Origin of the sequence: Amphritea atlantica, assembly GCF_018860855.1 — a bacterium.
In the GTDB taxonomy this organism is placed as follows: Bacteria; Pseudomonadota; Gammaproteobacteria; order Pseudomonadales; family Balneatricaceae; genus Amphritea; species Amphritea atlantica_A.
Genome location: NZ_JAHKQE010000041.1, coordinates 96,947 through 120,664 on the forward strand (window position 1 = coordinate 96,947; position 23,718 = coordinate 120,664).

The 23,718-nt window shown below is 49.3% G+C and carries 20 protein-coding genes; 12 read left to right on the forward strand and 8 right to left on the reverse strand.

What is annotated here, in order from left to right:
* Positions 1 to 34: 34 nt before the first annotated feature.
* Positions 35 to 1,552, reverse strand: a complete 1,518-nt coding sequence (gene ilvA, locus KO512_RS16865; RefSeq protein ID WP_215953516.1) for a threonine ammonia-lyase, biosynthetic — start codon at positions 1,550 to 1,552, stop codon at positions 35 to 37.
* A 156-nt stretch (positions 1,553 to 1,708) separates the two neighbouring features.
* Between ilvA and rpiA the strand changes: the two genes are divergently transcribed.
* Both rpiA and KO512_RS16875 read left to right on the forward strand, forming a co-directional pair.
* The gene (rpiA, locus tag KO512_RS16870) at positions 1,709 to 2,380 is read left to right on the forward strand and encodes a ribose-5-phosphate isomerase RpiA (RefSeq protein WP_215953517.1); all 672 of its coding nucleotides are present in this window, start codon (positions 1,709 to 1,711) and stop codon (positions 2,378 to 2,380) included.
* Positions 2,381 to 2,806: 426 nt separating this feature from the next.
* On the forward strand, positions 2,807 to 5,683 hold the full coding sequence (locus tag KO512_RS16875) for a DUF748 domain-containing protein (RefSeq protein WP_215953518.1): 2,877 nt from the start codon (positions 2,807 to 2,809) through the stop codon (positions 5,681 to 5,683).
* A gap of 37 nt (positions 5,684 to 5,720) precedes the next feature.
* On the opposite strand, the gene KO512_RS16880 is transcribed toward KO512_RS16875, so the two are convergent.
* Together KO512_RS16880 and KO512_RS16885 are read right to left on the reverse strand one after the other, a co-directional pair.
* Positions 5,721 to 8,183, reverse strand: a complete 2,463-nt coding sequence (locus KO512_RS16880; RefSeq protein ID WP_215953519.1) for an ABC transporter permease — start codon at positions 8,181 to 8,183, stop codon at positions 5,721 to 5,723.
* A 1-nt stretch (position 8,184) separates the two neighbouring features.
* Positions 8,185 to 8,871 (reverse strand): ABC transporter ATP-binding protein, encoded by a 687-nt coding sequence (locus tag KO512_RS16885; RefSeq protein ID WP_215953520.1) that lies wholly within the window; start codon positions 8,869 to 8,871, stop codon positions 8,185 to 8,187.
* On the opposite strand from KO512_RS16885, the gene KO512_RS16890 reads away from it, so the two are divergent.
* On the forward strand, positions 8,870 to 9,487 hold the full coding sequence (locus KO512_RS16890) for an arylesterase (protein WP_215953521.1): 618 nt from the start codon (positions 8,870 to 8,872) through the stop codon (positions 9,485 to 9,487). The genes KO512_RS16885 and KO512_RS16890 overlap by 2 nt on opposite strands.
* On the opposite strand, the gene KO512_RS16895 is transcribed toward KO512_RS16890, so the two are convergent.
* A complete protein-coding gene (locus KO512_RS16895) occupies positions 9,402 to 11,159 on the reverse strand; it encodes a histidine kinase (protein ID WP_215953522.1) in 1,758 nt (585 codons plus the stop codon). The genes KO512_RS16890 and KO512_RS16895 overlap by 86 nt on opposite strands.
* 128 nt (positions 11,160 to 11,287) lie before the next feature.
* A complete protein-coding gene (locus tag KO512_RS16900; protein WP_215953523.1) occupies positions 11,288 to 11,872 on the reverse strand; it encodes a Fe-Mn family superoxide dismutase in 585 nt (194 codons plus the stop codon).
* Positions 11,873 to 12,170: 298 nt separating this feature from the next.
* Here KO512_RS16900 and KO512_RS16905 point away from each other — a divergent pair, with 298 nt between their 5' ends.
* A complete protein-coding gene (locus tag KO512_RS16905) occupies positions 12,171 to 12,452 on the forward strand; it encodes a hypothetical protein (RefSeq protein WP_215953524.1) in 282 nt (93 codons plus the stop codon).
* A gap of 123 nt (positions 12,453 to 12,575) precedes the next feature.
* Here the strand turns inward: KO512_RS16905 and nudE are convergent, their stop codons facing one another.
* Positions 12,576 to 13,127: an ADP compounds hydrolase NudE gene (nudE, locus tag KO512_RS16910; protein ID WP_215953525.1), complete on the reverse strand. Its 552-nt coding sequence runs from the start codon at positions 13,125 to 13,127 to the stop codon at positions 12,576 to 12,578.
* 68 nt (positions 13,128 to 13,195) lie between these two features.
* Between nudE and yrfG the strand changes: the two genes are divergently transcribed.
* The 4 genes from yrfG to KO512_RS16930 all read left to right on the forward strand — a co-directional run bounded on the left by yrfG (position 13,196) and on the right by KO512_RS16930 (position 17,021).
* Positions 13,196 to 13,849 (forward strand): GMP/IMP nucleotidase, encoded by a 654-nt coding sequence (gene yrfG / locus KO512_RS16915; protein ID WP_215953526.1) that lies wholly within the window; start codon positions 13,196 to 13,198, stop codon positions 13,847 to 13,849.
* Positions 13,846 to 14,256, forward strand: a complete 411-nt coding sequence (hslR, locus tag KO512_RS16920) for a ribosome-associated heat shock protein Hsp15 (RefSeq protein WP_215953527.1) — start codon at positions 13,846 to 13,848, stop codon at positions 14,254 to 14,256. Before yrfG ends, hslR begins: the two co-directional genes overlap by 4 nt.
* A gap of 100 nt (positions 14,257 to 14,356) precedes the next feature.
* Entirely contained in the window at positions 14,357 to 15,229 is an 873-nt protein-coding gene (hslO, locus tag KO512_RS16925) for an Hsp33 family molecular chaperone HslO (RefSeq protein WP_215953528.1), read from the forward strand.
* Between the two features lie 244 nt (positions 15,230 to 15,473).
* Positions 15,474 to 17,021 carry a phosphoenolpyruvate carboxykinase gene (locus KO512_RS16930; RefSeq protein ID WP_215953529.1) on the forward strand — a complete coding sequence of 516 codons (1,548 nt, stop codon included), beginning with the start codon at positions 15,474 to 15,476 and terminating at the stop codon, positions 17,019 to 17,021.
* An 88-nt stretch (positions 17,022 to 17,109) separates the two neighbouring features.
* Here the strand turns inward: KO512_RS16930 and ppx are convergent, their stop codons facing one another.
* Positions 17,110 to 18,621: an exopolyphosphatase gene (ppx, locus tag KO512_RS16935; protein ID WP_215953530.1), complete on the reverse strand. Its 1,512-nt coding sequence runs from the start codon at positions 18,619 to 18,621 to the stop codon at positions 17,110 to 17,112.
* 193 nt (positions 18,622 to 18,814) lie between these two features.
* Here ppx and trxA point away from each other — a divergent pair, with 193 nt between their 5' ends.
* The 4 genes from trxA (at position 18,815) to KO512_RS20555 (ending at position 23,210) form a co-directional block, all read left to right on the forward strand.
* Complete coding sequence (gene trxA / locus KO512_RS16940; protein WP_126159923.1) at positions 18,815 to 19,141, forward strand: thioredoxin TrxA; 327 nt, start codon at positions 18,815 to 18,817, stop codon at positions 19,139 to 19,141.
* Positions 19,142 to 19,381: 240 nt separating this feature from the next.
* On the forward strand, positions 19,382 to 20,641 hold the full coding sequence (gene rho, locus KO512_RS16945; RefSeq protein ID WP_126159924.1) for a transcription termination factor Rho: 1,260 nt from the start codon (positions 19,382 to 19,384) through the stop codon (positions 20,639 to 20,641).
* Positions 20,642 to 20,701: 60 nt separating this feature from the next.
* Complete coding sequence (ubiD, locus tag KO512_RS16950) at positions 20,702 to 22,183, forward strand: 4-hydroxy-3-polyprenylbenzoate decarboxylase (protein ID WP_215953531.1); 1,482 nt, start codon at positions 20,702 to 20,704, stop codon at positions 22,181 to 22,183.
* Positions 22,176 to 23,210: an FAD-binding oxidoreductase gene (locus tag KO512_RS20555; RefSeq protein ID WP_215953532.1), complete on the forward strand. Its 1,035-nt coding sequence runs from the start codon at positions 22,176 to 22,178 to the stop codon at positions 23,208 to 23,210. Before ubiD ends, KO512_RS20555 begins: the two co-directional genes overlap by 8 nt.
* A 119-nt stretch (positions 23,211 to 23,329) precedes the next feature.
* On the opposite strand, the gene KO512_RS16960 is transcribed toward KO512_RS20555, so the two are convergent.
* Entirely contained in the window at positions 23,330 to 23,716 is a 387-nt protein-coding gene (locus KO512_RS16960) for a hypothetical protein (RefSeq protein ID WP_215953533.1), read from the reverse strand.
* Positions 23,717 to 23,718 lie beyond the last annotated feature (2 nt).

Consider the following 23,718-nt stretch of genomic DNA (forward strand, 5'->3'; position numbering starts at 1 on the left):
GTGCGTTTTTTGGTTGAACAGCCATGACCGAAGTTTAGCCAAGAAATAGCTTGTAGGCTGGATTCTCGGTCTCTTCCCAGTAGCTGTAGCCAATATCATCGAGGAATTCTGTCACCTGTGGATGTTCCTCTTCAGGTACCTGCATGCCGACCAATACTCGGCCATAGGCTGCGCCGTGGTTACGGTAATGGAACATAGAGATGTTCCAGCGACCGCCGAGTTTCTTTAGAAACTTCATCAAAGCACCGGGACGTTCTGGGAACTCAAATCGATAGAGAATCTCATTGGTCACTGATGCAGGCGCATGGCCGCCCACCATATAACGAACATGGAGTTTAGCCATCTCGTTATCAGACAGGTCAATAACCTTATAGGCTTCCGACTTTAACTCATCGAGGAGTTCCGTGCGGGCATCATTACCGGCTTGCAGCTGCACACCGACAAAAATTTGCGCATCATTATCATTGGCATAGCGGTAGTTAAATTCGGTGATATTCCGTTTACCCAGTGCGGCGCAGAACTCTTTGAAGCTGCCGGGCCGCTCGGGGATTTTAACCGCGATAATGGCTTCTCGGTTCTCACCCAACTCTGAACGCTCGGCGATATGACGCAAGCGATCAAAGTTAACGTTAGCACCACTGTCGATAGCAATCAGGGTTTGATCTTTAGCTGATTCCCGAGCTACATATTTTTTCAAACCGGCGACGGCGAGTGCACCGGCGGGCTCAGTGATGGAACGGGTATCTTCAAAGATATCCTTGATGGCCGCACAGATCTCATCGGTGTTAACGGTGATTACTTCATCGACATACTGCTTACAAAGATCGAAGGTGTTTTCGCCGATCTGAGCTACGGCAACGCCGTCAGCAAAGATGCCTACTTGAGGCAGGATAACCCGCTCGCCCGCTTCAAGAGCGGCTTTAAGGCAGGCGGAATCTTCAGATTCTACGCCGATGACTTTCGTTTCTGGACGCAGGTATTTGATATACACCGCAATGCCGGCGATCAGACCGCCACCACCGACGGGAACAAAAACCGCATCAATAGGGCCGCTTTCTTGGCGCAACAGCTCCATGGCGATGGTGCCCTGACCCGCGATTACATCCACATCATCATAGGGATGAACATAGGTTAGACCCTGCTCTTCAACCAGTTTAAATGAGTGCTTTGACGCTTCGTCAAAGGTTTCGCCGTGCAGAATAACTTTGCCGCCCCGTGCTTTGACACTATTAACTTTAATGTCTGGGGTGGTTTTGGGCATAACGATGGTGGCTTTTACGCCCAGAATTTTAGCGGACATCGCTAAGCCTTGAGCGTGGTTGCCCGCAGAGGCCGCAATGACGCCGCGCTGACGCTCTTCTTCCGTCAGCTGAGACATCTTGTTATAAGCGCCTCGCAGCTTGAAGGAGAAAACCGGTTGTAGATCTTCCCGTTTTAGCAAAACTCGATTGCCGAGTCGTTTACTGAGGCTCGTCGCCTCGTCGAGTGGAGTTTCGATAGCCGCATCATAGACGCGGGCATCAAGAATTTTCTTTATATATCGATGTGCCATGGGATGCTTTCAGTGTGTTGTTGCGGTCCGACAAGGGCGGCAGTGTGAATAAAGCATTAAATGGTAATCCTTGAGGTTGTTTTCGTCTATAAGATATCGCTTAATCTGCGTATAATATCTGCCAGTTATCGACATTTATGCGGGGTTTCACACAATATGACACAGGATGAGATGAAGCTAGCAGTTGCCCAAGCGGCGGTTGCCTATATCCAGCCAAAACTGAGTCGTGACTCTATCGTTGGGGTTGGCACCGGTTCTACGGCGAATTTCTTTATCGATGAGTTAGCCAAAATTAAGCATCTGTTTGAGGCGGCAGTCGCCAGTTCGGAAGCCACCGCTGAGCGACTGCGAGGCCATGGTATCGACGTTTATGATATGAATTCCGTGGATCAGATGGCGGTATATGTTGACGGTGCGGATGAGTTCGATGGCCGTTTGAATCTGATCAAAGGGGGCGGCGGCGCGCTGACTCGGGAAAAAATCGTTGCCGATGTAGCAAAAGAGTTTGTCTGCATTGTGGATGAGACAAAGAAAGTCGATCTGTTGGGTGAGTTTCCACTGCCGGTGGAGGTGATTCCGATGGCTCGCTCTCAGGTGGCTCGTCGATTAGTGCAACTGGATTGCATGCCCGTTTTTCGGGAGGATTTTGTAACCGATAATGGCAATATTATTCTCGATCTACGCGGTCTTGAGATTGAGCAGCCTGCGGAGCTAGAAGCGGAGATTAATAACATCGTTGGTGTTGTCACCAATGGGTTATTTGCTCGACGAGGCGCCGATGTGGTGTTGATGGGAACAGCCGATGGTGTGGTGACGATTACACATTAATCATTGGACAATAAAAAAGGCCTTCAGATGAAGGCCTTTTTTATATCTAACCGAAACGGCTCACCGTACTGTTACAACACATGTACCCAGCCAATAATTGCTGGCATACAGGTCCACGCTAAAGCGCAAATGTTGATCACAATCCATAGAGGACTTGAGCTGTCACGGAAGTTTTCGTCATGGTTTGCCATGATTATTCACCCGTCGTTATTGATAGAGCTGTTATGAATCGCATTGCTGTGCCTTAAGGCATCTTCTCTAAACGATTCGGGGCCCTATACTACCAGCAAGGTTTATTTCTGGATAGTTAAATCTAGGTTAGCGAATTAAGTTGCTAGTTCTCGGGGCAACTAAAGGATTTCGCTTCAATCGCGGATAAACTGCTAATATCATACAAATATATATCGACAAATAGATGGGCCGATTATGAGTGTAAAAGGTTTTTTACGTGGCAGTGTTATCGCTGCTTTAGTGATTTTTTTGCTGTTACACACTGCGGTTCAGGTGGGTAGAGACTTTGCCATTCAGTGGTTATTGGATCAGGGGGCCAGCGAAGCTCGCATTCATCGCTTATCAATCAATTGGTTTACTGGGGGAGTGACATTGTCGGGTGTCGCGGTCATTACTCCCGAACAACCAGACTTACGGCTCGATCGGTTGCAAGTCGATATTGATTACCCGGCGTTATTTGAACAGCGCATTTTGATTAGCGATCTGACGCTCGAAGGTGTGGCCCTGTATCTTCATGAACAGACGTCGACGGAACAACGACAGTTTTATCTTGGCCCTGTTGCATTACCGAACTCTGCTGAGGCGTCGGTAGAAGAGGTTGAGAGCGAACCCTCTGCATGGCAGTTTGGTCTGGCACGAGTGAGAGTGTCTGATTTTAGTTGGCGTTCACAGCTGCAAGAGGGCGATCATCGATTGCGTATTGATAATGCGGCGCTAGATACCTTTTACACTTGGCAGGAAGACGCCATTACCCATCTATCGATTCAGGGGGCGATCAACGGTGCCGGATTTAATCTGAACACCGAAGGGCAGCCACTGCCGCAGACCAAGCGGTCTGAGTTACACCTTAAACTTGAGCAACTGCCGTTGCATCCATTTACGGCACCGTTTGTGCCTGAATTACAGGCAACGCTCTCAACCGACCTGACGTTAACGATCGTTGCGGGTGAGCAGATTAGTATTAGCCAGAGTGGTGATATTCAGCTTGATGATTTCGCTTGGAAGCAGGAAGGCTTGGCTGTCAGTCAGCGTTCACTTACCTGGAAAGGCAAGACTGCTTTCACGATGAGTGGGGGGAAACCTGAGGCTCTCAACGTTGATGGGAAGTTAGATCTATCGGCCCTAGGGTTGATGGCGAAGGGCATGCAGGTCGACTTGAAAGGGGCTGGCTGGCAGGGCAATACCGATCTCATCTTTGCTGCAAACGGTATCGATAAGATTGGCGTGTCGGGACAGTTGGCGTTGTCGGCTTTAGGTTTAGAGGCCGAAGGTATGCATGTCGATCTGGGTAAAGCCGACTGGAAAGGCGATACGGATCTGAATTTTACCGCTGATGGCATGGAAAATCTTGGAGTGTCTGGGAATCTGACGTTAGCGACACTGGGTGTCGTTGGCGAGGGGATGAACGTACAGCTGAGTGATGCTGGCTGGCAGGGCAGTAGTGCCGTTAGTTTCAATGCGACAGGCGCCGACAAGGTTAATCTGGACGGTCAGTTGAAGGCTGCCGAGCTGCGCTATCAAATGCCTGAACGACTTCAAGCTCAAGTAAACGCGATCGATTGGCAGGGAGAACTTGCGCTGTTATTGCAACAACAGCCGTTGGCGATACAGGGTGAGAAGGGCCAATTAGCGCTGAGTGGCGTTGACGTAAAAGCGTTGCAAGGAGATCAAACACTAGTGAGCCTGACGCAGGCTAGGCTGACGGGTATCGGCTTGTCACTGCCGAAAAAAATAACGCTAGGCAAACTGAGTGCTGCGGGGTTGATGGTGTCGCCACAGGTGGATGATACCTTAGCGCAACTGGATCTGAACGTCAGCGACGTTGATTTTACCCTCGGCGAGTATCTTACTATTGCGCAGGTTGAGTTACAGAACCTTAAGGTGCGAGAGCAATTGAGTGCCGAGAAGCAACCCGTAAATGTCACTCGGTTGCAGGCGGGGTTGAGTCGTCTAACCCCAGCGGCTGAGGGTAATACTGCTGATACGCCATCCTCGGATGAGGCTGCGTTGCGCGTACAGGTGAAAAAGCTGCTGGTTAGCGGTGAGAGTCAGGTGAGCTTTACGGATAACAGCACGACACCGCCGTTTGCTTCTGAAATCTTAATCGCTAAGGCGCAACTGCTTGGGTTAGATACCGGCAGCCGGACACCGGCGCAGTTTGAACTAGGTTTGAAGTTTAATAATTTCACTACTTTTGATCTGAGCGGTGACACCGATATGGCGGGTGGTGGTGCAAATGCCAACTGGGAAGGTGCGCTAAAACAGTTGGATCTGCCGCGATTAAGTCCTTACAGCATCGAATATACGGGCTACTATTTACAAAATGGCCAGATGGCGCTGAACAGTTCCGGTCAGTTGGATGATGGCAACATTACCGGTAAAAACGAGATTAAGATTCATCGGTTGGATGTGGAGCCTGCTGATAAACAGCAGATGGCTAAATTTAGTAAGCAGCTCTCAATGCCGCTAGGTACGGCTATCTCGGTGTTACAGGATGGTGACGACAATATCGATCTGGATATTCCCATTAGTGGGTCGCTCGATGACCCTGACTTTGGTTTGCAAAGCGTGGTTACACGGTTAGCGGGTAAGGGGCTCAAGAAAGCGGCCTTCAGTATTTTGCTTAAGTCGCTACAACCTTATGGCACGTTAATCAGTCTAGCTGCAGGCGCGGTGAGCGAAGGGAACTTTATCAATCTAGATCCTGTGGTATTTGCTCCCGGTGGTGTTGAGTTAGATGACTATGCTCAGGGTTATCTGACCAAGATTGAGGGGATGATGGCGGAGCGTAAAGGGATGCGTTTAAATATTTGTGGCCAAGCGGTGCAGCAAGATTTGACGTTGATTCGCGCGGCACTAGAAGAACAGAATAGTGAACGGAAAAAACCGTTTACAGCGGAGGAGCTGCTCGCACTGGAACAACAACAATTAGTTGATCTAGCGCAGCAGCGGGCTGACTTAATTAAACAGCAGTTAACCACTAAGATAGCGGGAGAGCGTATCTTTAGCTGCTTCCCCGTACCTTCATTGGATGACCCTAAAGCGAAACCGTCGGCGACCCTAGGTTTGTAGGGTCGCGCTTAAAGGCGGCTGGTTTAGGATGCCCAAATCAATGCCGTTGTAACTGACTGAAACCACTTTTGCGGTGACTGATTAGGGTGCTGAGGGTAAACAGTGCCGCGCCTGCGAGTGGCAGTAAGATCCAGATACTGGGGTGTAGGATGATGGGTAACTCCAGTAGCCGATAGCTGATCAGACCGGTCACTATCTCGGTGAGTAGCGCGGCCATCATGCCGCTAGCGAAGCCGAGCAGGGCGAACTCTAAGATATCCAATTGGCGCGTCTGTGCGGGGGTGCTGCCAAGCACCTGTAGCAAGGCGTTTTCATGGCGCCGCTGCTCCAGTTCTTGATAAACCAGTAATTGCACTAAGACCAAGCCGGCACTGAGCGTTAATCCGAGAATCAGCGTTGATGCTTGAATCAAGCGGTCAATCAACGTGCTAGCCTGCTCAATCCATTGGCTGACATCGATCAATGTAAGCGAAGGGAACTGTCGTAGTAATTCACGACTGAGTCCACTTTGCTGCTCACCTAAACGGAAGCTGGTGATATAGGTCTGTGGATAGTTTTGTAACACGCCAGGACTGAATATCATGTAGAAGTTGGGCCGGAATGAACGCCACTCTACTTTGCGGATACTACTAATCGTAGCGCTAAAGGCTTGTCCTGCGACTTCAAAACCGATTTTATCTCCCAAGGTTAAACCTAAATTCGTGGCGAGTTGTTGCTCAATGGAGATCAAACTCTCTTGGGTGTCTTTGGCCCACCAATCCCCCGCCAATAGCTCATTATGTGCCGGTGCCGTGGCTGACCAGCTCAGGTTGAGTTCTCTTTTTAGCGCGTTATTTTGCATCTGCTGTGGGCTCAGTACCGCTTCGGGTGGTTGATCATTGATCAGGGTGATGCGTCCCCGAATCATAGGATACAGCGTGGTATCGATGCCCGCCTCGGTGAGGAATTGGCTAAGGGGTTGCAGCTCCCAGGGTTGGATGTTGATCACAAACTGATTCGGCGTATTGACCGGTAGTTGCGCCCGCCAGCGATTAACCAGTTCCGTCTGGCTGAGTAGCAGGCTGCTGAATAGGGTGAGTAGCAGGCACATAATCCCTAATTGGATACGATGCCATTGGCGCTGCTGTCGTAACCGGTAACTGAGTAAGCGCCCGAGTCGAAAACGGCGGGCGAGTAATCGTCCTAGTGGCGGTAGCATCAGGCTGGCACAGAGGCCCGCCACCAGAATCGTCGCCACCGTGAGCAGAATCGCAGCAAGTGCATTAATGACGGAACCCAGATAAAGGGTGATCACAACGCCAGATAACGCCAGAATGATCAGTCGAATGGGCCAGCTAAGCCCTTGATGGCTGAGTTGATCTCGCCGTAACAGACCCATGACCGGAATTCGACTGATGCCCATGAGCGGCGCAAACCCGATCAGTATTAGCAGTGTCAGGCTCAGTAACGGCCCGATTGCTATTAGCCAGTAGTTCGGTGCAGGTAGACCGGATGGCAGAATCGTTTGTAGGAGCGAACCGGTTAGTTGCAGAGCTAAGCCGCTGGCGAGTATCCCCACGAGAGCAGCACTCGCCCAGCCCAGAAGTAGCTTGAATAGATATAGACGCAGCACCTGTTGTGGTCTGAGCCCAAGGCATTGCAGTAGGGCGCTGCGACGATATTGCGCATGGCTGTAACGCCGCAGACTCAAGGTGATCAGTAGACCGCACAGCAGCAAACCGAAGAGTGAGGTCATGCGTAAAAAGCCGGATGCATTCTGCAGTGCTCCGGTGGCCAGTGGCTGGTCCGCATAGACCGACCAAAGCCGTTGCTGTGGGGTCAAATCGCTATTCAGACGGGTATAAAAGTCGCGCACCGGTGCTTCGGCACCGCTGAATAGGGTGCGATAGCCTATGCGGCTGCCGGGCTGGATCACCTGCGTGGCAGCAAGGTCTTGATGGTTGATCAGCAGTTGAGGACTGAAGCTGCGAAAGCCCGTACCGCGATCCGGCGAACTGAGTACCGCCGCGGTGATGGTGAACGTCGCATAGCCGAGATCGACAGTCGCACCTACTTGTACACCTAGACGCTCTAAAAGCGATTGCTCGGCCCAAGCCGTGCCTGGTGCGGGGATCGGCGTTGATTGGGGTGGATCGGTGATGATCTCGCCACGCAAAGGGTATGGGTCATCGACGGCTCTGATCGAGCTTAGCAACATCTGTTCATCGGTGCTAACCATCGAGGAAAACTGGATAACATCGGTGTATTGCAGACCACGTTGCTCCGCTTCTTTGCGTAACGCCTCGGTGATTGGTTGGCTGTCGCTGAGGCTCAGATCTGCCCCGAGCATTGCGGCACTTTGGCGGCTAAGCCCTTTTTCTAACTGATTACCGAGCAGGGTGAGAAAGCCGGATAGGGCCGTGGCTAGAAACAGGGCGAGCAGTAACGCTCGCCACTCAAAGGTGCGCAGATCAGAGCGGGTTTGTTTTAGAGCCAAACGAGCAAGCTGTGTTGATCTCATCTTACTGCTCCTGCAACGTACCGTTATGCAGGTAAAGCCGTCGTTGACAGCGCTGCGCTAGAGAGGCGTCGTGGGTGATCAAGATGAGCGTGGTATTAAGCTGACGATTGAGCTCAAATAGTTGCTCAACGATCTCTGTGCCGGTTTTTTCATCGAGGTTCCCTGTGGGTTCATCGGCAAATAGCAGGCTGGGTTCGGTGGCAAATGCACGCGCAATGGCCACCCTCTGCTGCTCACCACCGGATAATCGGGCGGGTGTATGCTGGTGGCGATGACTCAGTCCAACGCGGTCGAGCCAATAGCTTGCCTGTTGTGCCGGATTAGGGTGACCCTGTATTTCCAGTGCTAACTGTACATTGTCGAGGGCACTGAGTTCCGGCAGTAGCTGGAATGACTGAAACACAAAACTGATATGATTCGCGCGTAACTCGGCGCGGGAGGCTTCATCGAGCTCGGACAGCGGTTGACCAAGTAACGCCACGCTGCCTTCACTCGGTTCATCAAGCCCAGCTAAAATACTCAGCAGAGTTGATTTTCCTGCACCAGATGGTCCAATGATCGCAACACTTTCGCCCGCATCTGCGCGGATGTTGATATGATTGAAAATATTCAGCCCACCGTGCTCATCTGGAAACGTTTTAGCAAGATCGGTGGCAATTAAAACGGAACGGGGTTCAGGAGTCAGCATGGCATCTCTATTTGGAATCGGCTTATTACTGTTGTCTAGCTTAGCATGGAGTGGATCAATTTTAGTCATGGGTGACAGTCTTTCTGCCGCCTATGGTATACCGGTAAAACAGGGTTGGGTAACGTTGCTTGAACAGCGCTTAGCTCAGACTCATCCCGACTATGATGTGGTTAATGCGAGTATTAGCGGCGAGACAACCCACGGGGGGCTTACGCGCTTACCCGCGGTGCTAGATCAGTACCAACCGACATTAGTGATATTGGAGCTGGGCGCTAATGATGGGCTACAGGGAGCGCCGCTAAAGGTGATTGAAAATAACCTAAATCAGCTGGTTAGTCAGGCGCAAGCGACGGGAGCGTCGGTGTTACTGCTGGAGATGCGTATTCCGCCGAATTATGGACCTCGTTATAGCGATGGATTTACTGGGCTGTTTAGTCGAGTGGCGGCGCAACATGAGATTCCTTTAGTGCCGTTTTTTATGGCTTCGATCGCGCTGCAACCCGAGCTTATGCAGGCGGATGGGCTACACCCTAAAGCGGCGGCTCAACCGGCTCTGCTTGATCAGGTGTGGCCGGTGTTGGAGAGTCTGCTTGCGCCGCCATCATCAGCGGGATGATGGCGATGATGCGAGTGCCCTGGTCATGGTTCTTACTGATCTGAAAGTAGCCACCTAAGGCTCTGACTCGCTCGCGCATACCGATTAAACCAAAGCCTTTTTTAAAGGCTTTGGCTTTAATATCAAAACCACAACCATCATCGCTGATCATCAGTTCCAAACGATCGCCGCTGATGTCCTTGCGATGTCCCGCTGAGGTGCGACGGATATCGAGCCAGACATTACGGGCCTGATCAGCATATTTGATTATGTTGCTAAAGGACTCCTGAGCCAGCCGGAATAGGGTGATGTTATACACTTCCGACATCTCATTGAGAGCACCGCTGAAATCAGTATGCAAAGTGATACCGTGCTCTTTGAAGCGGTTAGAGGCGATGCACTCTTGAATCGCATCGACCAGCCCGAGATCATCGAGTGCTGAGGGGCGTAGAGAGCGCATCATGCCGTAGGTAACATCGTAGATATTCTGCGCAATCGCATCGATGGAATCAGCGGTTTGATTGACGAGGCTACTTTCTTCTGGGTGAGTTCGTTTTAGTATTTTGGCATCGGTACGGATCGCTGTCAGTGATTGTCCTAGTTCGTCGTGTAGTTCGCGGGCTAGGTTGCGACGTTCCCGTTCTTGAACGGCGATTATCTGATGGGTTAGGCGACGGTTCTCGGTCAGTTGTTCGTGAAGTTCGCGGGTACGTTGATGAATACGGACTTCGAGTTGTTGACGCTCATGTTCCAATGTTTCATAGACAGAGGAATGCTCAATGGCGGACTGTACTTTCTGACGCAGATAGGCTGTCAGCATGAAATAGAATGCGACAGAGGTGGATAACAGAATGAGCAGCATCCCTAGATTAATATCCTTGGGGCCGATCTGATGCATAAGGCTGAGCTTGAATGACTGACCGAAGCGATTGATGGTGCGCTGCTCTTCGAGGGCTGGCAGCCATGAGAAGTGCTTTTTGTCAGGGGTAATATATTGCTCAATAATATCTCCTTGATCATTCATCAGGCTGATGCTGGCATGCTCAGAGAGAAAGCTGGTGGTGGGTAGCATCCCCTGAGTATTGATAATCAAAGAGGCGATATAGAGATGTTCGGGGGTTTGTTCGGCATTTCGTTCAAAGAAGGCTAAAAATAACCCATATCCGCTTTTATTATGGTCTAGAGGAAAGGGGGGAGACGTTACCGGTTGATGGTATTGACGGGCGAAACGAATGGTTTCTGCAAAAAGCGGGTCAGCGAGCAGGTCTTTGTTGAGCAGATAGCGGGTATCGGAATTCAGTGGCTCAATAAAAGTCACGGGGAAACGGGCATTAAAGTCGGTATTGGTTGGGTCGATCTTGTAGTCGGTGGCGGCACCGTAGCTAATACTTAAGGGCGGCAACTGATGTTGAATCTGCAATCTTTCGATATGTGGATATCGTTTGCGCATCTCATTGGCAAAACGTCGGATGACCGCATCATTTTCGGGATCGGCAGAGACCAATACGGTAAAATTCTGTAACAGAACTTCATTTATGTAGGTTTTTTCATAGATAGATGAGTAGACAAAGTGGGCATCGTTACTGAGCTTTTTTTTCAATCGATCATAATCAGAGACGAGGCTTATACTCAGCATGAGTATGGTCAGAAAGAACCAAATCGTGGTGGTAAGCGGGAAGTAGCTTCGTTGCATAGTGGCGTGGTTCCATGACCATATGATGAAATCCGTATCATCCGTTAAGTGTAGTCTATTTCCTCCTGAGCTAAAACCGAAGTAAAAAAAAGACACCGAATGGGTGTCTTTTTTTAAGCCTTTATATATTAACCAGCAAAGTTCTGGTTAACAAAGTCCCAGTTTACCAGAGCCCAGAAGCCTTTCAGGTAATCAGGACGCACATTGCGGTAGTCGATGTAGTAAGCGTGTTCCCACAGGTCAACGGTCAGCAGTGCAGTTTGGCCATTAGTCATTGGCGTACCGGCATTGCTAGTGTTAACGATTTCCAGAGAACCGTCAGCGTTTTTAACTAACCAAGTCCAGCTAGAGCCGAAGTTGTTAACCGCTTTGTCGTTAAGCTCTTCTTGGAATGCTGTAAAAGAACCCCATTTAGCGTTGATCGCATCAGCAATAGCGCCAGTTGGCTCACCGCCACCGTTTGGTGACAGGCAGTTCCAGTAGAAGGTGTGGTTCCAGATCTGAGCGGCATTGTTGAATACGCCGCCAGCAGGAGCTGACATGATGATCTCTTCTAGAGATTTGGTTTCGAATTCAGTGCCTGGGATCAGGCCGTTCAGTTTTACAACGTAAGTGTTGTGGTGTTTGCCGTGGTGATAATCTAGCGTTTCGGCAGAGATGTGTGGTTCCAGTGCATCTTTGGCGAATGGCAGTGCTGGCAGTTCAAAGCTCATAGTTAATTACCTTTTATAGTGTCAGGATCAGCATAGGTTGTGAAATTGTTATATAAACCAGGGTATTTATATAAGGTCTTGATCAGAATAATTCAAGCATTGTTGATCCGTGGAAGCAGAATCATAGCACCCTTGTGCAAGGTTTTCATTGCATTGTTAATGCCTTAGTGCAGCAGTGGAATTAGCGTGTGGGTTGGCAGCATCAGACTAAAGTTAACTGACAGATGTTACGGAACTGTTAGAATCAATGCTCTCTCAATGAGTGCAATAATGATAACAAGACAGGTGTTGATAGGTTATGGGTAAAGTGTTTCTCTGGATTTCTGCCGTGCTATTAGTGGTTTTTTTCGTTAAGACACAGTATCTGACATCAAAAACTTGGGAGCCCTTTAAGCAAGGCTGTATGGCCGGAGGCACAGCGACTGAAGAGCAATGCAGTTGCCTGTCGAATTATGTGCATAAGCATTTTAGTGATAATGAAGTCGAGCAAATTATGAATGGGTCAATTACTGATCCGGCGATGAAGCGAAAAGTGGAAGGGATTGTTCGGGTCGGTGCTCGGCAGTGTAAAGCCCCTTAGTTCGCCATGGGTTAAAAATAATAAAAGCCCCTAACGCTTAAAGCTTTAGGGGCTGTCTTTAATTTGGCTGTCTGGCTGTGACTCCAGTAGATTAGCGTATCATCCAGTTAAACCACTGAGTAATTAAGCCTGTGCGTTACGCAACTGGTCTCTCACCATATAGAGTGCCGCAATCGCCCGCCCTTCAGAAAAATCATCTCGGCTGAAAAGTTCTTCCAACTGTGACAAAGGCCAGTGAGTGACAGGCATCTCTTCAGGCTCATCGCCGGGTAAACGGCAGGGGTATAACCCTTGCGCCAGCACCACGGTGATTTTGTGGCCCATATAGTTTGGTGCTGAAGTCATCTCTTTTATGATCTCGAGTCGTTCGGCTCCGAACCCCGCTTCCTCTTTGAGTTCACGGTTGGCGGCTTGCAGTGCATCTTCGCCGGGATCAATCAGGCCTTTAGGCAGGGTTAGCAGATAATCCTCTAGACCCACCGCATACTCCTGGATCAGCAAAACGTTCTGCTGTTCATCAATGGCGGCGATCATGACGGCGCCAAGACCTCGGCTGGCGAGTCGTTCATAGGTTCTTTCAACCCCATTGGAAAAGCGTAGGTCAATCTCTTCTACGTGAAAGAGGCGGCTTTTAGCGGTGGTGGTTACCTTCAAAATATCCGGTTTTACAGGCATACTGGATCATTCCTCGTCATTCAGTGACAAATCTAACCCAATACTAACCTGCAGCTTTGACTTTTTATATGGATTGGAAAAATATTGATACGGTGCTGCTCGATATGGATGGCACCTTGCTGGACTTACATTTTGATACGTACTTCTGGCTTGAGCATCTTCCGGTCCGCTATGCCGAGCTGCATAGTATGGATCATAACGAGGCGTTGCAGTGGCTGCATAAACGAATTATGCAGGAACAGGGCACGCTTAATTGGTACTGCCTTGATTATTGGTCAGCGGAACTCAATGTCGATATCAAGGCGTTAAAACATGAGATCCGCGAACGCATCGCTTTTCGGCCCCATGTGCATGATTTTCTTGCCCATCTACAAGGCGAGGGAGTTCGCCGAGTGATTGTGACTAACGCCCATCGAGACAGTTTGTCGCTGAAGTTGGGAGAGACCGGTTTGGATCAACTGGTTGATGGCATTATCTGTTCCCATGATTATCGCGTGCCAAAAGAGCAGCAAGTTTTTTGGCATCGGCTGCAAGAGGACGAGCCTTTCGATCCGGCGCGTACCTTATTGGTGGATGATAGTTTAGCGGTGCTGGCATCGGCGCGGGAGTATGGTATTGCCTATCTGCTGAGTATCATTCAGCCGGACAGCCAGCAAGCGGGGCGGGAAATTACCGATTTCAATGCAATTGAGCATTTTGATGAGTTGATGAAAGATAAATGAGTAAACAAACGCACAATCAGGCGGGCACTCAGGAACAAAAAGTCCGATTGGATAAATGGCTGTGGGCGGCCCGTTTTTTTAAAACCCGAGGCGCGGCAAAAGAGGCTGTCGAGGGCGGTAAAGTTCACTATCAAGGACAACGCGCCAAGTGTAGCCGCAATGTTGAGCTGGGGGCAAAGCTGGTGATTCGTCAAGGGTTTGATGAAAAAACCGTGGTTATTATGGCGATCTCGGATCAGCGTCGTGGTGCACCCGAAGCACAATTGTTGTATCAAGAAACAGAACAGAGCATAAAACTGCGTGAAGATGGCGCAGCATTACGGAAAGAGATGCGCGGTAATGTGGCACCGGATCACCGGCCAAACAAAAAAAATCGGCGCAAGATTATCCAGTTTAAGGATCGCTAGATTTGGCGTGATTATGCTAATATTGTCTTTTTATGGGGCGAGATAATCTTTCTGTACGCCCTCGATAAGTGACATTTATAGACAGGTTTCAAAGAATATCATGAGCAGTTCTGATCAGCTTCAACGGGTCATGTTTGAACATGCGGATATCCGCAGTGTTTTGGCTGGTTTAGAGCAGAGTTATCAGCAAGCGATTGCAAAGCATCGCTATCCTAAGTTGATCAATATTCTGCTGGGCGAAATGATGGCGGCCGTTAGCCTGCTGAGCGCCACCCTTAAATTTGATGGTCGGTTGTTATTGCAGGCTCAAAGCAGTAATCAGGTGAAAGTGCTGATGGCTGAGTGCAACCATCAGCGAGATCTGCGTGCCATTGCCCGTTTTGACGGCGAGTTACCCGAGCAAGCTGAGTTTTGTGAGCTGCTTAAGGGCGGTCAACTGGTGATCACTATTGAGCCTGACCAAGGGCAACGCTATCAAGGGGTTGTACCACTAGAAGGCTCTCGTTTAAGTGAGTGTCTCGAAGCTTATTTTCGGATGTCCGAGCAGTTGCCGACGCAGATCCATCTGGTGGCGGATGAGCATCGTGCGGCGGGATTTTTGTTACAGGTTATGCCCGCTAATGGTGACTCTACCGCTGATTGGGAGCACTTTAGTGCCCTTTCCGCGACACTGAGCGATGCCGAACTGCTGGAACTGGATAACGCCACGATTCTGCACCGCTTGTTCCATGAAGAGGATGGTCGCCTCTATGAGGCTGATGCGTTACAGTTTAAATGTGACTGCTCTCGTGAAAGAACCGCTGATGCGTTGCGCGCTATGTCGCGGGAAGAGTTGGAACAGATTGCTCGCGAAGAGGGCAGTGTGGATGTTAGCTGTCAGTTTTGTAATGAACTCTATCAGTTTGACCTGGCGGATATCGCTATGATGTTTTCTTACAGCGCTAAAATAGAAGGTTCTGATCAGGTTCATTAACAGGACGAAATGAGTTGGCTGCTGAATCTTGGCAGCTGTTTTTTGTAAAGCGTGACTGAGCATTTTTGTTTTGCCGTTGATAAATAGTCTGGCGAATGGTGTTTTGAGTACTTTTTTGACATAATACGCCTCCTTATAATAACGACCCCGTTGGTTTTCCGGCAGGAATTCACAAGATGTAGGGGCTAGTCCACTTTATTCAGGTAAATTACTTTTTTTGGCTAGAAGCCAAGGGAATCAAGCAATGAGCAAAGAAACCGTGAACACTGTACACGTCAATTTGAGCCCGGCTCAGCTAGTTGAAAAAGCCATTCAGCGTGGCGAAGGAATACTCGCTGATTCAGGCGCGTTGGTTGTTGAAACCGGCAAGCGTACAGGTCGTTCTCCGATGGATCGTTATATCGTTGACGAAGCCAGTACCTCTGATGCAATCCACTGGGGACCCATCAACCGTCCGTTTGATGCAGATAAGTTTGACGCTCTGTGGGTACGTGTTGAAGAGTATTTGGCTGCTCGCGAACACTTTGTTGCCAATGTTCATGTCGGTTCTGACGTTAATCATTACCTGCCGGTTTTGATGACAACAGAAACTGCATGGCAGAACCTGTTTGGTCAAAACCTGTTTATCCGCCCAGAAGAATATAACCCGAAGTCAAAAGAAGAGTGGCAAGTTATCAATGCTGCTAACTTCGAGTGTGATCCCGAGCGTGACGGCACTAACAGTGATGGTTGCGTCATCATCAACTTTGCTAAGCGTAAAGTGTTGCTGGCGGGTATGCGTTATGCGGGTGAAATGAAGAAAGGGATGTTCTCTGTACAGAACTTCCTGCTACCTGAAAAAGATGTGCTGCCAATGCACTGTTCTGCTAACGTCGGCGAAGATGGCGATACTACGCTGTTCTTTGGTTTGTCTGGTACTGGTAAGACAACGTTGTCTGCCGATCCTGAGCGTTACCTGATTGGTGATGACGAGCATGGTTGGGGTAAAGGTGTTGTCTTTAACTTAGAAGGCGGCTGCTACGCTAAGACCATCGATCTGAGCCAGAAGAACGAACCCATTATTTGGGATGCTATCCGTTTTGGCGCAATTGTTGAGAACGTTACGCTGAACGAAAAGCGTACCGCTGATTACTCCGATACTTCACTGACGCAAAACGGCCGTTGTGCATACCCTCTGGAACACGTTGAAAAACGTACCGAAGAGAACAAAGGTGGCGAGCCTAAAGCGATCGTCTTCCTGACCTGTGACTTGACCGGTGTTCTACCTCCTGTGTCTATCCTGTCTAAAGAAGCGGCGGCATACCACTTCTTGTCTGGTTATACCGCGCTGGTAGGTTCTACCGAAATGGGCTCTGGCGAAGGTATTAAATCGACCTTCTCTACTTGTTTCGGTGCGCCATTCTTCCCACGTCCTGCTAGCGAATATGCTGACCTGCTGATTAAGCGGGTTGAAGAGTTCGGTAGCCAAGTGTATTTGGTTAACACGGGTTGGACGGGTGGTTCTTTCGGTACTGGCTCTCGTTTCAATATTCCGACGACTCGCGGTATTATCGCAGCGATTCAGAATGGTGATCTAATCGATGTTCAGACTGAACATCTTGACGGTATCAATCTGACTGTTCCTACTTCAGTACCTGGTGTTGATTCAGCGTTATTGAATCCTCGTAATACATGGGCTGATAAAGACGCTTATGATGCGACAGCTAAAGATCTGATTGGTCAGTTCACTAGCAACTTCGAGAAGTTTGACGGTGTAGCAGAAACGATTATTGCGGCCGGCCCTCAGGTGTAACGCATAATTCATAAAAAAGGCTCCTTCGGGAGCCTTTTTTGCGTTTTAGGGGCGAGTATTTGTCGCTCGAGTTAAAAGTAGAAAGAAGCTATTTAAACTTAAAGTTGTATCCCGCATTGGCAAGGTAGTCCGCTTCTTGTTCTAAGTCGGCCTGAGTGAGTGGCTGATGGTTAAGCCAGTTTTCAGGAAAGCTAAGAGATAGCGTATTGTCTGCAGCGATAAGGTGGAACGAAGGTAGACGTTCGCGGCTACGGCTGCGGTTAAGTATAAAGGCGAGTCGTAACAGGATTGTTAGGCGGCTGAAATGCTTTGCTTCACGTGGGGGTAGTTGCTCTAGCGTTGAGGTGGGAAACTTCCGTCGGTGGCCCTGTACGATCGCGGCGAGCTGAATCTGCTGGCGCTTGGTGAAACCCGGAAGGTCAGAGTTTAGCAGCAGATAGGCGCTGTGTTTGTGATATTGGCTGCGGGCGATGGTGAGGCCTGTTTCACAACAACGTGCCGCCCAACTGAGCATATTATGGTATTCATTATTGTCTAAATTCCAGCTATCACGCACCTGTGTTAGGGCGATCAACGCGGTCTGCTCGACTCGCATCGCCTGTGCTTGATCGACTCGGTAGCGCTGCATCATGGCGTTGATACTACGTTCTCGCACATCTTCATGGCGCAACCGCCCCGTCATATCGTAGAGCAACCCTTCACGTAGCGCGCCGTCTGAGAAGTGGATCTCTTTGATGCCTAGTGATTCAAAGGCGGCGGAGAGGATCGCAATGCCTGCAGGGAACACCGCGCGGCGTTCCTCTTTTAAACCATCGATATCGATCTCATCAACGTGGTTATAGCTAAGGATTTTTTGCTTTAACTGTTGCAGCGCCGATGCGCTGACTTTATCGGTTGAGTAGCCAAGGGTGATGCAGGCGTTGCGTACAGCTTTGATGGTGCCGGATGAACCAACACAGTCTTCCCAGCCGAGTCGTCGATAGGTGCGTTTAATATTGAGCAGCTCTCTGAGTGCGCCAAACACAGCTAACTGAAAATTCTTTTCGGTGATCACGCCGTTAGGAAAATAGCGGCCACTGAAACTAACGCAACCCATCTCAAGGCTTTCCAGTTCTAGTGGTTCGAAGCGTTCGCCAATAATAAATTCGGTGCTACCGCCGCCAATATCAATAATTAATCGACGGTCGTTATCGTCGGCCAATGTGTGTGATACGCCGAGATAGATCAGGCGGGCTTCTTCGATGCCGGCGATGACTTCGATAGAGCAGCCCATAATTTTTTCAGCTTCGACAATAAAGTCATCACTGTTGACCGCTTCCCGTAGGGCGTTGGTACCGACGATTCTGATCTGTTGAGTCGGTATGTCTCGTACGCGCTGGGCAAAGCGTTGCATACACTCTAAACCGCGCTGTATCGCTTCTGGGCTGAGTATACGGTTTTCATCGAGACCCGCTGCGAGCTGCACTTTTTCTGATAACAGATCGATAGGTTGTAATTCGCCTTGAACCAGTTTGGCGATAACGATATGAAAACTGTTCGAACCTAGGTCGATTGCAGCCAAAAGTGAATGATTGTTGGGGCTGGTGGTTTCCTGATTCATAGGGATGCACTTTAAAAAAAATATAATGCCTCCATCTTAACAGATATACGTTACTGATTAGAGCGCCAGAAACTTAGATATTGATGTCGGTATAGAGATCAGCAGAGATTCTAGCAGTATTCACAATCCTTTAATGACAGTGGTATGATCGGTAACTATAAATATTTAGTGAATCTCACTGCAGAGGCTTTTTATGAGTGAAAATATTGTTAACGTAACAGATGCTTCCTTTGAAGATGATGTATTGAAAGCTGATGGTCCGATATTAGTTGATTATTGGGCAGAGTGGTGTGGCCCTTGTAAAATGATTGCTCCAGTACTGGAAGAGATTGCCAAAGAGTATGACGGCAAGCTGAAAGTCTGTAAGTTAAATATCGATGAAAACAACGAAACACCGCCCAAATTTGGTATTCGCGGTATTCCAACATTGATGCTATTTAAAGACGGCAACGTCGAAGCAACCAAGGTTGGTGCACTGTCTAAATCACAATTAGCGGCTTTTATTGAAGAGAGTATCTAACCCATTGGTCTGATAAATTCGTCGGGAGTGACCAAGATCACGGTTTACTCCCCGATTTACTGGACTCTTTTTAACCAACGCATTATAGTGTCATTTCCAAACACCGGATTCTGTTCCAGAACCCTAAGCAATATTCTGGTTTAGAACTCTAATTTCACATTATCAATTCAATCTGACCCGAATAGTTTTTTTGCTGTTCCGCTCAAGGCGTTGACCTGTCTCCCTACACTACATATACCTATGAATCTTACCGAACTTAAAAAGAAAAGCGTCCCCGAATTGCTAGAAATAGCGAAAGAGATGGGACTTGATAACCTGGGGCGATCCCGTAAACAAGATGTTATTTTTGCGATTCTTAAGCGTCATGCTAAGGGTGGCGAGGATATCTACGGCGATGGCGTGTTGGAAATTTTACAAGATGGCTTCGGTTTTCTACGATCGGCAGAGGGTTCATATCTCGCAGGACCGGATGATATCTATGTTTCTCCGAGCCAGATTCGCCGCTTTAATCTGCGTACCGGCGATACTATTTCCGGTAAGATCCGTCCGCCAAAAGACAGCGAGCGTTATTTTGCCCTGCTGAAAGTTGATCAGATCAACTTTGATAAGCCGGAAAATGCCAAGAACAAGATTCTGTTTGAAAACCTGACGCCGCTGTTTGCGCAAGAACGGTTAAAAATGGAGTTGGGTAACGGTAGTACCGAAGATTTGACCGCCCGTGTTATCGACCTCGTTTGCCCTATGGGTAAAGGTCAGCGGGCACTGTTAGTGTCTCCGCCTAAGGCGGGTAAGACGCTAATGCTGCAGAACATTGCTAACTCGATCAAACGCAACAACCCAGAAGTTCACCTGATCGTCTTGCTGATCGATGAGCGTCCTGAGGAAGTGACCGAGATGCAGCGTACCGTTCGCGGAGAAGTGGTTGCCTCTACCTTTGATGAGCCGCCCTCACGTCACGTGCAAGTCGCCGAGATGGTGCTAGAAAAAGCCAAGCGCCTGACTGAGCATAAACAGGATGTCGTCATCCTGCTCGACTCTATTACCCGTTTAGCTCGTGCCTATAACACCGTTATTCCATCGTCCGGTAAAGTACTTACCGGTGGTGTTGATGCGCATGCGCTAGAGCGTCCTAAGCGTTTCTTCGGTGCGGCGCGTAACATCGAAGAGGGTGGTAGTCTGACTATTATCGCTACCGCCTTGGTTGATACCGGTTCGAAGATGGATGAAGTTATCTTCGAAGAGTTTAAAGGTACCGGTAACTCTGAAGTACATCTGGATCGTAAAGTGGCTGAGAAGCGGGTTTATCCTGCCTTCAATATTCGCCGTTCGGGCACCCGTCGTGAAGATCTGCTGACCACTGAAGAAGAGTTACAGCGGATGTGGATTTTGCGTAAGTTGCTGGATCCAATGGAAGACTCTGCAGCGATCGAGTTTGTGCTCGATAAGCTGAAAGACTTCAAAACGAACGACGAATTCTTCCTTTCTATGCGTCGTTCATAATTCATATCTTTGTTATCAAAGGGTAAGCTTAGCGCTTGCCCTTTTTTATAGCTGAATATTATGTCAAACCTGAAATACAAAGACCTGCGCGATTTTATCCACAGCCTTGAACAGCAGGGCGAATTGGTACGTATTAGCACCGAAGTTGATCCTAATCTGGAAATAACAGAGATCTGCGATCGCACGCTGAAAGCTGGCGGTCCTGCGCTATTGTTCGAAAACCCCAAAGGCTACGATTATCCTGTGCTGGCGAACCTTTTTGGTACGCCGCGGCGGGTGGCGCTGGGTATGGGGCAGGAAGATGTGGCTAGCCTGCGTGAAGTTGGCAAGCTATTGGCGATGCTGAAAGAGCCTGAGCCGCCTAAAGGGATGAAAGACGCCTGGGAAAAGCTGCCGATCTTTAAGCAGGTGCTGAATATGGGGCCGAAAAAGGTCCGTAATGCTGCCTGTCAGACCCATGTCATCGAAGGTGATGATGTCGATCTGGGTAAGCTTCCCGTACAGCGATGCTGGCCCGGCGATGCCGGCCCTCTGGTGACTTGGCCTCTAGTTATTACTCGAGGACCGAATAAGTCGCGGCAAAATTTGGGTATTTACCGTCAACAGGTGATTGGTAAAAATAAACTCATCATGCGCTGGCTGGCACACCGAGGCGGCGCACTGGATTTTCGGGAATGGAAAGAGCAACATCCTGGGGAAAATTTCCCGGTAGCGGTGGCGCTTGGTGCGGATCCTGCGACTATTCTGGGGGCGGTAACGCCGGTGCCGGATAGCCTGTCAGAATACGCTTTTGCGGGTCTGTTACGCGGCGGCAAAACCGAAGTGACCCAGTGTATCGGTAATGATTTGCAGGTGCCTGCGAGTGCCGAGTTTATTCTCGAAGGGTATATTAGCCCCGATGAGATGGCGGATGAAGGTCCGTTTGGCGACCACACCGGTTATTACAACGAGGTTGATAGCTTCCCAGTGTTTACTGTTGAGCGTATCACTCATCGGCCCGATCCGATCTATCACAGTACCTATACTGGCCGTCCACCGGATGAGCCTGCTGTTTTGGGATTGGCGCTTAACGAAGTGTTCGTGCCGATTTTGCAAAAGCAGTTTCCCGAAATTACCGACTTTTATTTGCCGCCGGAAGGCTGTTCTTATCGTATGGCGATTGTGACCATGAAGAAGCAGTATCCGGGTCATGCAAAGCGGGTGATGATGGGGGTTTGGTCATTCCTACGGCAGTTTATGTATACCAAGTTTGTGATTGTTTGCGATGATGATATCAATGCCCGTGATTGGAATGATGTTATCTGGGCGATCACCACGCGGATGGACCCGATTCGGGATACGACTCTGATCGATAACACGCCTATCGATTATCTCGATTTTGCCTCACCGGTTTCCGGTTTAGGTTCCAAAATGGGGATGGATGCTACCAATAAGTGGCCCGGTGAAACCACCCGTGAATGGGGTGAACCGATCGTGATGTCGGATGAAGTGAAGCAGCGGGTCGATGAGATCTGGGATCAGTTAGGCATTACCAGTGACTGAGCGTTACCGCATAACGGTTAATGAACAGTATGTGATTGATGCTGAGCCGGGGCTGTCGATATTCGACAGCCTGCGTCAGGCCGGTTATCGCATGCGGATCAGTTGTCGTAATGGAGTCTGCCAGATCTGTAAAACCACCCTGCTGCAGGGTCATATTGAACAACGTTATCCTGCCCTTGAAGTATGTTTGCACGCCGCAGATAAGCCCATTCAGGTTTATGCTTGTACGGCGGTGCCTCGCAGTGATATCAAGATAGAAATTGATGGGCTCTTACGCCCAGGAGAACTACACGTGAAAAAACTGGTTTGTGATATCGCCGCATTTGAACAGCTTAGCCATGATGTCTATCGGGTGCGTTTGCATCTGCCGGTGACTGGGCGTCAGGCGATTGAATTTCATGCCGGGCAGTATCTTGAAATTATTTTGCCGGATCAGCGCCGTGCTGCTTTTTCCATTGGTAGTGCGCCGGACTTTAGCAGTGATATTGAACTGCATATTCGGCGGATACCGGAAGGTGAAATGTCGCTGGCTATTATTGAGCATCTGACTCATAACCCCAGTGTCGAAATCGAATTGCCGAAGGGTGAGTGTTATCTTGAAGCCGAGTCGTTGGCAGCCGATACAACTATTATTTTGGCGGCGGCTAGCACCGGCTTTTCACAGATTAAGAGTATCGCTGAGCATCTGTTAGCTAACCAAGTGAGTAACCCCATCCATATTTATTGGGGTGCTCGGGCTGAGGCAGATTTTTATCTACACAATCTGCCGTTGCAATGGGCAGCTGAGCATACCAATGTGCATGCGCATCTGGTGATTAGTGAACCGGAAAGCAGCCCGGACTGGGCTGGCCGGATGGCATTGTTGCCGGAAGCCATCGTTGCCGACTTCGAGCATTTTGATAAGGCTGAGATTTTTACTAGCGGCTCGCCGGCGATGGTTTACGCACTGGCTGATGCCTGTGAAGCGAAGGGGTTGCAAGATACGCAGATCCATTCGGATGTGTTTGCTTACGCACCGCGTCAATAAAATAGTTATTTAAATAGGTGCTAATGAGACGAACAACCAAGAGAGACGATGATTCTCTTGGTTGTTTAGGAGCGAATAACAACAAGCAATATACCGTCACTGCTATTCACTACTGGGTATTATTGCGTCACCATCTTTTTGGCTTGAGGTGCCGCCATCATTTTCTGTGCACCGCCTTTTTGCTGATTTGCCGCCATAACCTTGGCATCTTTCACGGTTAAATTAACCAACGACTCTGCTAGCGCTCTAATATCGGCATTGCTGCTGCGGATGAATCGCTTCGCTTCTTTATTGACGCTGCTGACGGTCGCCGCGCTGGTGTCCAGTCCTCCGTTGGGCGCTACGTGCAGACAGATATAGCCTGTGCCATCACTGCCGTAAGCGCAGAAACTCTCACTGCACTCCATGCAGCCCGCTCCACCTGCGTTGGGATCACATAGCCATGCGGCTTGTCCTGCAGTTGAATAAAGTCCAATCATGATCAAGCATGCTTTTAATAATTTCATAG

Excerpts from the sequence above, each read along its gene's own strand:
- ilvA (WP_215953516.1), bottom strand. The coding sequence starts at position 1,552 with ATGGCACATCGATATATAAAGAAAATTCTTGATGCCCGCGTCTATGAT.
- rpiA (WP_215953517.1), top strand. The coding sequence starts at position 1,709 with ATGACACAGGATGAGATGAAGCTAGCAGTTGCCCAAGCGGCGGTTGCC.
- KO512_RS16875 (WP_215953518.1), top strand. The coding sequence starts at position 2,807 with ATGAGTGTAAAAGGTTTTTTACGTGGCAGTGTTATCGCTGCTTTAGTG.
- KO512_RS16880 (WP_215953519.1), bottom strand. The coding sequence starts at position 8,183 with ATGAGATCAACACAGCTTGCTCGTTTGGCTCTAAAACAAACCCGCTCT.
- KO512_RS16890 (WP_215953521.1), top strand. The coding sequence starts at position 8,870 with ATGGCATCTCTATTTGGAATCGGCTTATTACTGTTGTCTAGCTTAGCA.
- KO512_RS16885 (WP_215953520.1), bottom strand. The coding sequence starts at position 8,871 with ATGCTGACTCCTGAACCCCGTTCCGTTTTAATTGCCACCGATCTTGCT.
- KO512_RS16895 (WP_215953522.1), bottom strand. The coding sequence starts at position 11,159 with ATGCAACGAAGCTACTTCCCGCTTACCACCACGATTTGGTTCTTTCTG.
- KO512_RS16900 (WP_215953523.1), bottom strand. The coding sequence starts at position 11,872 with ATGAGCTTTGAACTGCCAGCACTGCCATTCGCCAAAGATGCACTGGAA.
- KO512_RS16905 (WP_215953524.1), top strand. The coding sequence starts at position 12,171 with ATGGGTAAAGTGTTTCTCTGGATTTCTGCCGTGCTATTAGTGGTTTTT.
- nudE (WP_215953525.1), bottom strand. The coding sequence starts at position 13,127 with ATGCCTGTAAAACCGGATATTTTGAAGGTAACCACCACCGCTAAAAGC.
- yrfG (WP_215953526.1), top strand. The coding sequence starts at position 13,196 with ATGGATTGGAAAAATATTGATACGGTGCTGCTCGATATGGATGGCACC.
- hslR (WP_215953527.1), top strand. The coding sequence starts at position 13,846 with ATGAGTAAACAAACGCACAATCAGGCGGGCACTCAGGAACAAAAAGTC.
- hslO (WP_215953528.1), top strand. The coding sequence starts at position 14,357 with ATGAGCAGTTCTGATCAGCTTCAACGGGTCATGTTTGAACATGCGGAT.
- KO512_RS16930 (WP_215953529.1), top strand. The coding sequence starts at position 15,474 with ATGAGCAAAGAAACCGTGAACACTGTACACGTCAATTTGAGCCCGGCT.
- ppx (WP_215953530.1), bottom strand. The coding sequence starts at position 18,621 with ATGAATCAGGAAACCACCAGCCCCAACAATCATTCACTTTTGGCTGCA.
- trxA (WP_126159923.1), top strand. The coding sequence starts at position 18,815 with ATGAGTGAAAATATTGTTAACGTAACAGATGCTTCCTTTGAAGATGAT.
- rho (WP_126159924.1), top strand. The coding sequence starts at position 19,382 with ATGAATCTTACCGAACTTAAAAAGAAAAGCGTCCCCGAATTGCTAGAA.
- ubiD (WP_215953531.1), top strand. The coding sequence starts at position 20,702 with ATGTCAAACCTGAAATACAAAGACCTGCGCGATTTTATCCACAGCCTT.
- KO512_RS16960 (WP_215953533.1), bottom strand. The coding sequence starts at position 23,716 with ATGAAATTATTAAAAGCATGCTTGATCATGATTGGACTTTATTCAACT.